Source organism: Streptomyces jumonjinensis (assembly GCF_009600885.1).
Taxonomy (GTDB): domain Bacteria; phylum Actinomycetota; class Actinomycetes; order Streptomycetales; family Streptomycetaceae; genus Streptomyces; species Streptomyces jumonjinensis.
Genome location: NZ_VCLA01000204.1, coordinates 18505 through 31322 on the forward strand (window position 1 = coordinate 18505; position 12818 = coordinate 31322).

The following is a 12818-nucleotide window of genomic DNA, read 5'->3' on the forward strand; positions in this document are numbered from 1 at the left end:
TCGCCGGACCGGGCGGCCCCGCGACCCCGGGCGCCGGCCTCTCGCTCCGGCGCCCGCCGCGTCCCTCAGCCGGTCTCCCTGCCCACGTACCGGCGCAGATGCCGCGCCGTGAGGGTGTCCGCCGAGGCCACGAGCTCCGCGGGGGCGCCCGTGAACACCACCCGCCCGCCGTCGTGGCCGCCCCCGGGCCCGAGGTCGACGATCCAGTCCGCATGGGCCATCACGGCCTGGTGGTGTTCGATGACCACGACCGTATTGCCCTCGTCGACCAGCCGGTCCAGCAGTGCGAGCAGTTTGTCCACATCGGCCATGTGCAGTCCGGTGGTCGGCTCGTCGAGTATGTAGGTCGAGGACTTCTCCCCCATGTGGACGGCCAGCTTGAGACGCTGCCGCTCGCCGCCGGAGAGGGTGTTGAGCGGCTGGCCCAGCCGCAGATAGCTCAGCCCGACGTCGAAGAGCCGCCCGAGGACGGCGTTCGCCTGCCCGGTGGGGAAGAACGCGTACGCCTCCTCCACCGACATGGCGAGGACCTCGCCTATGTTCTTGTCGCGCAGCCGGTAGGTGAGCACCTCGGGCGTGAACCGTTTGCCCTCGCACCCCTCGCAGACCGAGGCCACCCCGGCCATCATCGCCAGGTCGGTGTAGACGAGCCCGAGCCCGTTGCAGTGGGGGCAGGCGCCTTCGGAGTTGGCGCTGAACAGCGACGCCTTGACTCCGTTCGCCTTCGCGAAGGCGGTGCGGATCGGACCGAGCAGCCCGGTGTAGGTCGCCGGGTTCGAGCGGCGCGAGCCGCGGATCGGCGACTGGTCGGCGACGACGACCCCCTCACGGTCCGCGAGATAGCCGTGGATCAGCGAGCTCTTGCCGGAGCCCGCGACTCCGGTGACGACGGTGAGGACGCCGATGGGGATGTCCACACTGACGTCGCGCAGATTGTGCAGATCCGCGTCCTTGATGGACAGCTGGCCCCGGGGGGTGCGCACCCGCTCGCGCAGCCGTGCGCGGTGTTCCAGATGACGGCCGGTGAGCGTGCCGGAGGCGCGGAGTCCGGCGAGGTCCCCGCTGTAGCAGATCTCGCCGCCGGCCTCGCCCGCGCCCGGTCCGAGGTCCACCACATGATCGGCGATGGCGATCACCTCGGGTTTGTGCTCGACGACCAGCACGGTGTTGCCCTTGTCGCGGAGGAGCAGCAGCAGCTCGTTCATCCGCTGGATGTCATGCGGGTGCAGTCCGATGGTCGGTTCGTCGAAGACATAGGTCACATCGGTGAGGCTGGAGCCGAGGTGGCGCACCATCTTCACGCGCTGTGCCTCGCCGCCGGAGAGGGTGGAGGCGGGCCGGTCCAGACTGAGATAGCCGAGGCCGATCTCCACCAGCGAGTCGAGCAGCCGGCGCAGCCCGGCGAGCAGGGGGGCCACGCCCGGGTCGTCGACGGCGCGGAGGAATACGGCCAGATCGCTGATCTGCATCGCCGAGCACTCGGCGATGTTCACCCCGTCGATCTTCGAGGAGAGGGCGGCCCGGGTGAGCCGGGTGCCCTCGCACTCCGGGCACCGGGAGAAGACCACCGCCCGGTCGACGAAGGCCCGGATATGGGGCTGGAGCGCCTCGCGGTCCTTGACGAGCCAGGTCCGCTGGAGCTTGGCGGCGAGCCCTTCGTAGGTGAAGCCGTTGCCGCCCACCTTGATCTTGACGGGCGGCTTGTGGAGGAAGTCCTCCCACTCCCGCTCGGTGAAGTCCCTGAGCCGGGTGTCGGGGTCGTAGAAGCCGGATCCGGCCATGACCGACCAGAGCCAGGAGTCCACGGCGTACCCGGGGACGGTGATGGCGCCCTCGTTGAGCGACTTGTCCCGGTCGACCAGCTGGTCGACGTCGATCTCGGAGATCTGGCCGAGTCCCTCGCACCGGGGACACATGCCTTCGGGCAGATTGAAGCTGAAGGCTCCCGAGGCGCCGATGTGCGGGACGCCCACTCTGCTGAAGACGATCCTCAGCATGGTGTACGCGTCGGTGGCGGTGCCCACCGTGGAGCGGGAGTTGGCGCCCATCCGCTCCTGGTCGACGACGATCGCGGCGCTGAGGTTGTGCAGCCCGTCCACATCAGGGCGGCCCAGACTCGGCATGAACGACTGGACGAAGGCCGTGTAGGTCTCGTTGATCAGGCGCTGCGACTCGGCGGCGATGGTGCCGAAGACCAGGCTGGACTTGCCGGAGCCGGAGACTCCGGTGAAGACCGTGAGCCGGCGTTTGGGCAGATCGACGTCGATGTCGCGGAGATTGTTCTCACGGGCTCCTCGCACCTGGATCACGGTGTGGGCGTCTGCGGGGGTCAACTGCTGGTCGGGGTCGGGGTCGGCAGCGGCCATTCGGGCTTTCCTCGTCCTCTTCATCGGTCCTCGGTTGCGCTCTTCGTACGTATCCCGGGTCCGGCGGGCGGTGTCGCACCCCCGCCGAACCGGTCTCTCGACGGCCGCGCGAGGCGCGGCCGGAGCGGGGAACTCGCTCCCCGGGCCCATCCTCGCGCACACCTGTGACATCCCGGCTCTATTACGGAGCGCGGGAAATGGTCCAGACCTATTGACGTACTGGTCTAGTCCATTTAATCTCTGCGTCACCTCCGCGGATCCGATTCCGGGTGTGCGCACGCCCGGAGTCAACACGCTCCACCCCCACACATGTTGAGCGAGAGAGAACGACTCCGCGTCCCCGACAGGGGCGCGGAGGCCCCCCACCAGGAGGATCAGAACGTGCTGTCCCCCATCCGTACCAGAGCGTCGCTGCTCACAGCCGGCGCGGCCGTCGCCGCGCTGCTGACCGGCACGCTCTCCGCGGGCGTCTCGCAGGCCGCCCCCTCGGCCGCCGCGGCGACCGCCTCCCAGGAGAACTGCCGCCCCGACGGTCTCTACGCGACCCCGGGCGTCAACGTCCCCTACTGCTCCGTCTACGACACCGAGGGCCGCGAGAAGATGGGCGCGGACCACCAGCGCCGCATCATCGGCTACTTCGCCAACTGGCGTACCGGCAAGGACGGCAGACCGGCCTATCTGGCCAAGGACATCCCGTGGGACAAGATCACCCACATCAACTACGCGTTCGCGGCCATCGACTCCGCTAACAAGATCACGGTGGGCGGCGACGGCCCGAACAACACCTCCACCGGGATGACCTGGCCCGGCGTCGCCGGGGCCGAGATGGACCCCTCGCTGCCGTACAAGGGCCACTTCAACCTGCTCAACAAGTACAAGAAGCTGCACCCCCAGGTGAAGACGCTGATCTCGGTCGGCGGCTGGTCCGACACCGGCGGCTACAACGACGACAACGGCAACCGGGTCAACTCCGGCGGCTTCTACTCGATGGCCACCAACGCCGACGGCTCGGTGAACCACGCGGGCATCGAGACCTTCGCGGACTCCGCGGTCGCGTTCATCAAGAAGTACGGCTTCAACGGCGTCGACATCGACTACGAGTACCCGACGACGATGAAGGACGCCGGAAACCCGCTGGACTGGCAGCTCGCCAACGGCCGGCGTGCCGGGCTGGTCAAGGGCTACGCGGTGCTGATGAAGACCCTCCGCGAGAAGCTCGACCGGGCGGGCGCCGCCGACGGGAAGCACTATCTGCTGACCGTGGCCGCCCCCTCCTCCGGCTATCTGCTGCGCGGCATGGAGACCTTCCAGGTGCAGAAGTACCTGGACTACGTCAACATCATGTCGTACGACCTGCACGGCACCTGGAACGAGCACGTCGGCCCCAACGCCGCCCTCTTCGACGACGGCAAGGACTCCGAGCTGGCCGGGTCGAATGTGTACTCCACCGCCCAGTACGGCGGGATCGGGTATCTCAACACCGACTGGGCGTACCACTACTTCCGCGGCTCGATGCCCGCCGGCCGTATCAACGTCGGTCTGCCGTACTACTCCCGCGGCTGGAAGAACGTCCAGGGCGGCACCGACGGTCTGTGGGGGAAGTCCTCCGCGACCAGTTGTCCGGCCGGCTCGGGTCTGACCAAGTGCGGTGACGGCGCGGTCGGCATCGACAACGTCTGGCACGAGAAGGACACCACGGGCAAGGAGGCCCCGGCGGGCTTCAACCCGATGTGGCACGCCAAGAACCTGGAGAAGGGGATCGTCGGCGACTACATCACCCAGTTCGGCCTCCCCGCGAACACCAAGCTGACCGGCACCTACGTCCGCAAGTACGACTCGACGCTGGTCGCGCCGTGGCTGTGGAACGCCGAGAAGAAGGTCTTCCTCTCCACCGAGGACGAGCAGTCCATCGCCGCCAAGGCCGACTATGTGGTCGGCAAGGGCATCGGCGGGACGATGATCTGGGAGATGGCGGGCGACTTCGACTGGAACGCTGCCAAGGGCCAGTACGAGCCCGGTGACACACTCACCACGGCGCTGTACGACAAGTTCAAGGCCGCCGCTCCCTACGGCAACAAGAAGTCGGGCATCACCCTGCCGACCGAGGCCGTCAATGTGGACGTGGACTTCGGCCAGTTCGCGCTCGGCGACTCCAACTATCCCATCAGCCCCAAGCTGAAGATCACCAACAACACCAAGGCGACGCTGCCCGGCGGCACGGAGTTCCAGTTCGACTACGCGACCTCCGCTCCCGGCAACGCCAAGGACCAGTCCGGCTTCGGTACGACGATCATCCGCAGCGACCACACGGGCAACAACGTGGGCGGCCTCAAGGGCGACTTCCACCGGGCCTCGCTGAAGCTGCCGGCCTGGCAGACGCTGGCCCCGGGCGCCTCGGTGGAGCTGGACTTCGTGTACTACTCCCCCACCTCGACCCCGTCGAACTGGACGGTGACCTTCGGCGGCAAGTCGTACGCCATCGCCGGCGACCTGGCGCGCGGTGTGAAGGTGGTCGAGCCGAGCGGCGACTCCGGCGGTCCGGGCGGCACCTGCACCGCCCCCGCGTGGAGCGCCACGGGCGAGTACGGCACCGGGGTGCTGGTGTCCCACAAGTCCCGCAACTACAAAGCCAAGTGGTGGAACAAGGGCGACGAGCCCGGCGCCTCCGGCCAGTGGGGCGTCTGGCAGGACATGGGCGCCTGCTGATCCGGCGGGCCGGCTCCTTCTGATCGGCTCCTGAAACCGAAGGCCCCCTGCGGCGGTCTCCCTGACCTTGCCGCCGCCGGGGGCCTTCGCCATGCCCGGTCCCCAGTGGGCGGCTTCGGCATGACGCCGGACCCTGCCCTCCTCTGCGGCCGGTATGGCGGTACGCCCATACGATCGACCGGGAGCAGGTGGGGATGGCCGGGCACTCCATCGGCGGCGCGGGCGGGTGCCACCATGGACGGGGCGTTCTGGGAGACCCAGCCGAGTGGTGGGACTCATACATGACGATGTCGCGGCCTTCTCCGGCCGGCATCCGCGCGGCAGGGCTCAGCCGCTGCTCGACGGTCCGGTCGCGGCCCATCCCGGGGTGATGTTCCACCATCCCCGCACCGGAGGACGCGGGGCGGCGGCGCGGATACTTCACGCGCCGCCGCCCCGCCCGGTCAGTCGCGCCGTTGCTCCGCGGCCACGGCGAGACAGGCGACGATGAGCACCACGTTCTTGATGACGTACTGCCCCTCCATGGTGGGGGTGGCGAGCTGCCCGTTCCACATCTCCCCGGGCAGGATGACCAGGGCGGAGAAGACTCCGGCCATATGCACGAAGAACGCGGCGAGCACCAGCCGCAGCAGCACCCCGGTGACCAGCCCGAGACCGATCGTGGTCTCGAACACCGCCAGCATCGGACGGGTGGCCTCGGCGGGGACGAGGCCGAACGACAGCACGCCCATGGTCTTGGTGGCAACGTCCTGCGCCGGGCTGGCGTCCGGCACGAACTTCATCGCCCCGAACCAGATGAAGATCAGTCCGATGGTCACCCTGAGCACGGTGGTGCTGTGGGGTCGATAGCGGCTGAGGGCCGCCTCGATGTGGGGCATGCCCCACATCCGCCCTCCGGCCGGGCTCATCGACGGAGCGCACTCCGCCCCGTCCCGGGGAGAGCTGCTGCCTCGCCCTTCTATCTGGCTCGTCATGGTTCGGTCCCTCCTGATGATGTGCTGCGGACCCGTGGCACGGACGGGTTCGCCCTCCCGTACGCCGTCCGGGGGCCGCACCGTTTCCCCGTGATCGGGGCACGGCTGAGCCGCCACTGGTCCTGTGCTTCGGATCGTCGTGGAACAGGGGTCGCCACAGGCCGTCCGCACGGGGCGGCCCGGCCAACCGCTCCCCGGGCCGCCGTGAGGCCGCGAGCACCGGCCGCGCGATCGTGGGGGGACGCTGCGGCGGAACGGCTCGGCGGCCCGCAGGGGACCGGTGCGGCTCAGGGGCCGCACAGCCCGGCGGCATTCCGGCACCGGGCCCGATACGGCGTAAAGGAGCAGGGGCGTGAATGCGGCTCCCCTGCCCGGCCGCCGGTCGGCGCCCGGAACGGCGATGACCGGTGAATTCGGTCCGACCCCCGGATTTCCCGGGCGGTGGGGTTCCGTCCGGGCGGGGTCGACACGGTGACGACCGCGCCTATCTCACTCCGTGATCAAGGTGATGGGGTTGTCCGAGCCTACCGGCGCGGACCGGGGCGGGGCCGTCGTGTCCTATCGCCGACCTGGGTCAAGCGGTCACGACGCCCCATGGCATCCCGATACGGTGCGGCTCCTTCGCGAGCCGTTCCGTAAGCGCCGCGCCACGCACGGCGATGCCCGCCTCCGGATTGCCTATGATGCGCACCGGAACATTGATTGCACGTTGAACATTCGTATACCCTGTCGATCGGCGCGGGGTACGCCGAAGGGCTCGCTGTCAAACGCATAATTCCTCGCTGTGGGGGGGTTGATGAATCTGCGGCATGCGTTCGAATCTGGCAATACGTTATAAGTAAAGACCCGCCCCCGTAAAGGTCTGGACCAATACCTGTCCAAGTCTCCGCGGACCGCGCCGCGGCCGGACCCCGTCCCGGCCTCCGCACCGCCCCAGCGAGGTCAAGCGCCCCTGACCCGGCCGAAGTTGGCAGGGCCGTCCGGGGACGGGCGTTCCGATGGCGGGAGTGCGGGCGTCCGGCCCCGGTGAACGTCCCCGGCCGCTCGCGGTGCCGCACCCCGGTGACGGCCGTCGCGCGGATTCCCCCTCCAACGCCGAACGCCACGCCGCCCACCGGAATACGGCGGACGGCGTGGCGGATCCATGGCTCCCGGGAATCAGCGGCGCTCGCGCACGGTGACCGTCTTCAGTTCGGGAGACGCGAGAATGTCCTTCTCACAGAACCGGGGGGTCACCCATTTCTCCGCGGCCAGCAGCCGGGTCTGGTCGCTGGAATGCGGGGACAGCGGATTCGAGGACTGACCGTAGGTCAGCAGAGTGCGGGCCACCGGGCACCCGGAGCCGTTCCAGCTCACGGCCTGGATATAGCTGGAGCCGTGGAACACGTCGGTATAGCCGCCGCCGGCCGGGTTCCAGACCGACTCCATCATGTTCCAGACGCCGAGCGTGTCCGGCCCGCCGGGCACCGGGATCCGGGTTCCGTTCCGCTCGACGAAGTGGTGTTCGCCCCAGGGGGCGTTCAGCTCCGCCTTCATGGCGCGCAGTTCCTGTACGGCGTCCGCCAGGGCCTGGGCCACCCCTGGTGCGGCGATGTTCAGGGTGTGCGGGGTGCGCACCGGATCCTTGGGCGAGAACGGCGTCTTCCAGAAACGCTCCTCCGGCACCAGCTGCACCAGCCGCTGCCAGAAGCGTTCGAAGAGCAGCGCGCCGCGGCTGTCGGCGTCGGTCGTGCGGTCCCACTTCCGCAGCACGGGGCAGGCCGCGGAGACGTCCACCGTGGCGCCGTCCGTGGCGACGGCCCGGCCGCCGGGCAGTGCGGCGCAGGCCCGCGCCGCGTCGGCGGCGACCATATGACCGGCCGGCGCCCGGTTGGCGAACTGGAGCCGCTGGGCGTCCTTGACGCGCAGCCCGCCGCGCTCGGCCATCGCGGACAGGTCATCGGCGCCGCCGCGGGTGCGCAGTGAACGGGCGGTGTCGATGTCGCCGAAGACCCGCTCGTACCCCCGAAGCGGACGGCCGGGGTGGGCGAGCCATGCGCTGTCGTTGGAGTTGACGGCGTACGGCGCGTTCCTCAGCGTCGGCATGCTCTTCGGTCCGAAGGTGCCGGGCTGGACGGCGTCCTTGTCCGTGCCGGGTGCGCAGTCGGCGCGCGAGCCGTCGAGGACGGCGAGGCCGGAGGCGGGGTAGGTGGCCCGGCCCAGTTCGGTGGAGCAGCGCTCCGCCAGCCCGTCGGTGATCCTGGGCAGCACCTGCGACTGGGTGAAGAGGCTGCCGCCGCGGGAGTCGGCCGCGATGGTGTTCAGCCACGGCAGGCCCTGGGTGCGGCGGAGTCCGTCCAGCACCGTGCCGGTGGTGCGGGCCTTGCCGAACGCCAGCGAGGTGTCGAAGAGGCGCAGATGGGCGGAGTTGGGGTCGCCGAGCGCGTACGCCGTCTTCTCCGTCCAGTTCAGCGGCAGTCCCTCGCCCAGGCCGGTGACGACCGGCCCGTACCGGGTCCACCACTGGGTACGGGTGACGGGCGCGCCGCCCTTGACCGGGACGGTGACGGTGCGCTTCTCCATCCGTTCGCGCTTGCCGTCGACGAGATAGACGGTCGGGTTCCGCGGGTCGAGGGTGAGCTCGCGCAGGTTCATCGGGGTGCCGGTGGAGACGGTGTGGCTCCAGGCGACGTTCTTGTTGAAGCCGATGTTGACGATGGGGGAGCCGAGGAGCGCCCCGCCGGCCACGTTCAGCTCGCCGGGGATGGTCTGCTGGGCCTGCCAGAAGCGGCGGCCCCCCTGCCAGGGGTAGTGCGGGTTGCCGAGCAGCAGTCCGCTGCCGTTGGCGGTGGTGGAGCCGTTGAAGGCGACCGCGTTGGAGCCCATGCCCTTGCGGAGCCCGGCGAGGAGCCGCTTGGCGCTCCGGGCGGCCTCGGCGGGGTCGACGGACTCGTCGGGGGCGCCGGCCGTCCGGGCGGCCTTCGCCGTGGGCGGGGCGGCGGTGACGATCTCCTCGGTGGCCATTCCGTTTCCGGCGGTCGCGATCAGCGCATGGCTGACCAGCGCGAGATCGGCGACGGTGATGGGCCGCACCCAGGACCGTCCCCGGCAGGCCGGGTCCTCGATCCGGTTCTGGGCCAGCCAGGCGTTGTAGCCCTTGACCCAGCCGCGCATGAGGTCCTTGACATCGCGGCCGGGCCCGATCGGCGCGGACGCCGCGAACAGCTTCTCGGCGGTCCGGGTGTCGCGCAGGCCCTGGAAGTAGAGATCGCTGGTGAGATTGGTCCGGGCCCCGGAGAGGGAGCCCTCGGGCTCCTGGTCCGGGCCGAGGTGGCGGGAGCGTTCGGCGCGGGCGGTGAGGAACCCGTCGGCGAGAACGCACACCTGGTCGGCCGCCTGGGCCCAGCCCGAGCCGAAGCCGAGGTTGGTGTAGTCGCGTGCCGTGATGTGCGGTATGCCGTACTCGGTGTAGCGGATGACGGCCGAGAGGGGTCCGGACGCCGCCGTGGTCGCCCGGTCGCCCGGTCGCCCGTCGGGGGCGTCGGCGGCGGTGGGCTGGACGGTGACCGCGGCGGTCGCCAGTGCCACCGCCCCGATGGTGAGCCCGTGGAATCGGCCGGCCCGGCGTGGTTTCCCTTCGGGGGCCGCGAAAGATGTACGGAAGAACAAATGGTCTCCCAGCATTGGAGGATGGAAAGCCTCTTGTGCGCACCGCCCACTGCGGTGCGCAGAGCACAACCCATCAGTACTCAAATCCCTTTGTCAAGAAGGGAACTCGACCGCCGGGAACCGCGTCTTCACAGTGGCTTTCCGTCCTCTTTCCCACGATGGCAGAGACGGTTATCGGACATTTATGAGGCAGTAATTCGCTGCTGATCGGCATCTGCCCATCCGATGTCGGCGGGGGATTCCGTCCGGGGTTCTCACCATGGCCCGCTCGCCCGGCGGGCCGGGCGAGCGGGACGAGCGGGCGGGGCGAGCGGGCGGGGCGAGCGGGCCATGGCCTGCCGGAATCAGACGCCTCGGTGGTCCCAGCCGCGGGCGGTCCGGGTGAGCTCATGGAAACCGTGGGCGGTGAGCCCGGCGATCTCCTCGGTCTCGTCGTCGGCGGCGTACGAGAGCAGCCGGTCGGCGCCGCACAGGGTCAGCCACCGCCGTGCCTCGCCGAGCAGCCAGGCGACAAGCTCGGGATGCGCGTCGTCGGCCAGTTCCAGATCGGCGAGGTCGGCCATGCCGCCCGGACGCGCGTGCCGTTCGGGGCGGTCGAGGCCGGTGTCCAGCTCCAGCCGGGCCGTCTCCTCGCCGCCGAGGCGCGCGGTGAGCCGGGTGCCCAGTTCGCCGAGGGTGCGGTGGAGGGTGAGCCCGGCCAGCGGGGCCGGCCCGGGGGCGGGCAGCTCCCCGACGGCGGCGAGCAGCAGCACCTCGGTGTCGCCGGTGTGTACGAACCCGGCGCGCTCCACGACGGCGCGCACATGGGGCCACTGGTCGGGGATGCCGTAGACGCCGGGGACGGGCAGTCGTCCGTCGAGGTGCCGGGAGCGGACGTGCCAGCGGGTGAGCTGGGCGAGGCAGGCGGCCATCAGCAGCTCGGCGGCCTGCTCCTCCCCGGGGTCGTCGGATGCCGCGGGGTGGTGAATGAACCAGACGATGTGCCCGGTGTCCCGGTAGTCCTCGCCCACGTCCGGGTCGTTGCGGTAGCGCAGCAGATGGGCGGCGGCGACGATCTGCCGGTTCCGTTCGGCGACGAGGGTGACGCGCTCGGCGACCCAGGGGTCGGTGATGTATTCCTCGGGGCAGCGCTCAAGACTGCTGAGGACGGTGTTGACCGAGACGGCCGCGCCGGGGATGACGGCCGCGGCGTGCGCGTTGACGAGGACGGTGAGCTGGTCGCGGTCCTCGCGATGGAAGGGGCGCACATTCAAAGACGCAGACATGACAGGGCCTCCGTGAGCAACGGTTGGGGGAGGCCGCCATGAGGTGCGGTACGCGTGTCACCCTAGCACCCGGAGAACAGGCGTCCCCTCTCCGGCGTCGCCGGGGTACGGCGGTACGCACGCCCTCCCCATGCGTACCGCTCATGGACACCCGCGCCCGGGGCGAGCGCCGGCGCCCACTCCGCTTCCGGCGCCACTCCGCTTCCGGCGCCACTCCGTTTCCAGCGTCGGACGGTCGGCGGGGCGATCAGTTCGACCGGCTCCAGCGGAACTCCACCTCGGGAAAGCGCGCGGAGGGCGCGCGCAGCAGCGGGGCGGGCCGATGGGCGAGGAAGCGGCCGAAGAAGGCGACCGTGTAGGCGCGGACGATCCCGGTGGCCCGTTCGGGGGCGAGAGTGCCCAGGGCCTCGTGCCACGCCTGGGCGGACCACGCCTCCCGTACGCCGATGGCCTCGGCGTATCCGGCGAGGTCGGTGGCGCTGAGATGCCCGCCGCCGGCCAGGTGGAGATGGCGGCCCCAGCCGTGGTGCGCGGCACGCCAGCGGGCCCAGGACTCATGGTCGGGTGAGGAGGTCAGCAGCAGAAAGGGCCGGTCCAGGCCGGTGTCGGCGGCGGCGGTTCCGAACAGTCCGCCGTCCAGGTCGAGCCCGGCGGCGAAGCGCCGGTCCTGGCGCATCGCCTCGGCCGCCGCCGGGCCTCCCATCGAGTGGCCGAGTACGCCGATGCGCGGCGGCGCGGGCCGGCGGGCGGTCAGCTGATCGGCGACGAAGCGCAGATCGGCGGCGCGCACCCCGGTCTCCAGCCGGTCCTGGGCGTCCCAGTCGTCGGGCGCGGCGGGCAGATCGCCCCGGATGAGACGGCCGTCGGGGAAGAGGACGGCGGCGGCGTCATGGGTGTGGTCCACGGACGCCACCAGATGTCCGTGCGAGGCGAGTTCGATCGCGAGCGAGGTGGTGAGGAAGCCGGTCGAGCCCCGGCCGTGGCTGAGCAGGATCAGGGTGGGCCGGGCGGGTGTCCGCCGGGCGGTCCGCACCCCGGTGCGCACCCTGGCCAGGGAGCCGGGCCGTACCGTCCACTCGCTCTCCAGCACGGCGGCGGTGCGCGCGGGGGCGTACTCGGCGAAGGCCGCGGCGGGGCGGGCGGCGGGGAACCAGAGCTGGACCATCAGCTCACGCGCCCCGGGGAGGGGGGCGAAGGGGTCGGTCCGGGTGCGGTCCACCAGATGGAGGGAGCGGGTGGCGACCGGGTGGGGGCCGGTGGGCGGGGGCAGCGGCACGGGCACGCCGTCGCTCGGGGGCGGCGCGGACGGCGCGGCGTACGCGGGGTTCTGGGGCAGGACGGCCGCGAGGGCCGCTCCGCCGGCTCCGAGCAGCAGGGAACGACGGGCGGGCACCGGCACCTCCTGGGGTCCGGGCGCGGGGGGTGCCCGGATCACCGCACACCATAATTGGTCCGGACCAATAATCGGGAGGGGTCGGCTGCGCACTCGCCCGTCAATCACCCGTATACGTACAGGAGTTCTCCGCCCGTGCCACTCCGGACGGAGCCTGCGGACGGCCCCGGGGGGCGGAACCGCCGTGGCACACCGCCTCCCTCGGGAGACGGGCCGGGTCAGGGGGCGCGAGCGGGCTCGCCGGAGCGCACCCCGCACGAGTGATAACGCCGCCTCCGGGAAGGCGGCAGGTGTGCCCGGACCGCCGTCGGGGCAAGGCTGGAAGGTCGCCCGTCCCCGCGTACGGTGCCGGAGCCGCGGGCGACCGGGACGGTGAGTGAACAGGTGGCGGAGACCGGACAGATGGTGGCCCATGGGGCGGAGATCCACGCCGTGGGAGCGGGCCTGATACTGCGCGGCGGCCGGA

General features: G+C 70.8%; 6 protein-coding genes. 1 reads left to right on the top strand and 5 read right to left on the bottom strand.

Annotated elements, in window-relative coordinates:
* Positions 1–65 precede the first annotated feature (65 nt).
* Positions 66–2366, bottom strand: a complete 2301-nt coding sequence (locus FF041_RS36980) for an ATP-binding cassette domain-containing protein (protein WP_153527129.1) — start codon at positions 2364–2366, stop codon at positions 66–68.
* Positions 2367–2747: 381 nt separating this feature from the next.
* On the opposite strand from FF041_RS36980, the gene FF041_RS36985 reads away from it, so the two are divergent.
* A complete protein-coding gene (locus tag FF041_RS36985; protein ID WP_323393699.1) occupies positions 2748–5072 on the top strand; it encodes a chitinase C-terminal domain-containing protein in 2325 nt (774 codons plus the stop codon).
* 443 nt (positions 5073–5515) lie between these two features.
* Here the strand turns inward: FF041_RS36985 and FF041_RS36990 are convergent, their stop codons facing one another.
* From FF041_RS36990 to FF041_RS37005, 4 genes are all read right to left on the bottom strand, one after another.
* Positions 5516–6046: a DoxX family protein gene (locus FF041_RS36990; RefSeq protein ID WP_228388941.1), complete on the bottom strand. Its 531-nt coding sequence runs from the start codon at positions 6044–6046 to the stop codon at positions 5516–5518.
* Positions 6047–7204: 1158 nt separating this feature from the next.
* Positions 7205–9613, bottom strand: coding sequence for a penicillin acylase family protein (locus FF041_RS36995; protein WP_323393700.1), 2409 nt, complete (start codon positions 9611–9613; stop codon positions 7205–7207).
* A gap of 425 nt (positions 9614–10038) precedes the next feature.
* Positions 10039–10959: an N-acetyltransferase gene (locus FF041_RS37000; RefSeq protein WP_153527135.1), complete on the bottom strand. Its 921-nt coding sequence runs from the start codon at positions 10957–10959 to the stop codon at positions 10039–10041.
* A gap of 247 nt (positions 10960–11206) precedes the next feature.
* Positions 11207–12352: an alpha/beta hydrolase family protein gene (locus tag FF041_RS37005; RefSeq protein ID WP_323393701.1), complete on the bottom strand. Its 1146-nt coding sequence runs from the start codon at positions 12350–12352 to the stop codon at positions 11207–11209.
* Positions 12353–12818 lie beyond the last annotated feature (466 nt).

Excerpts from the sequence above, each read along its gene's own strand:
- FF041_RS37000 (WP_153527135.1), bottom strand. The coding sequence starts at position 10,959 with ATGTCTGCGTCTTTGAATGTGCGCCCCTTCCATCGCGAGGACCGCGAC.
- FF041_RS36990 (WP_228388941.1), bottom strand. The coding sequence starts at position 6,046 with ATGACGAGCCAGATAGAAGGGCGAGGCAGCAGCTCTCCCCGGGACGGG.
- FF041_RS36980 (WP_153527129.1), bottom strand. The coding sequence starts at position 2,366 with ATGGCCGCTGCCGACCCCGACCCCGACCAGCAGTTGACCCCCGCAGAC.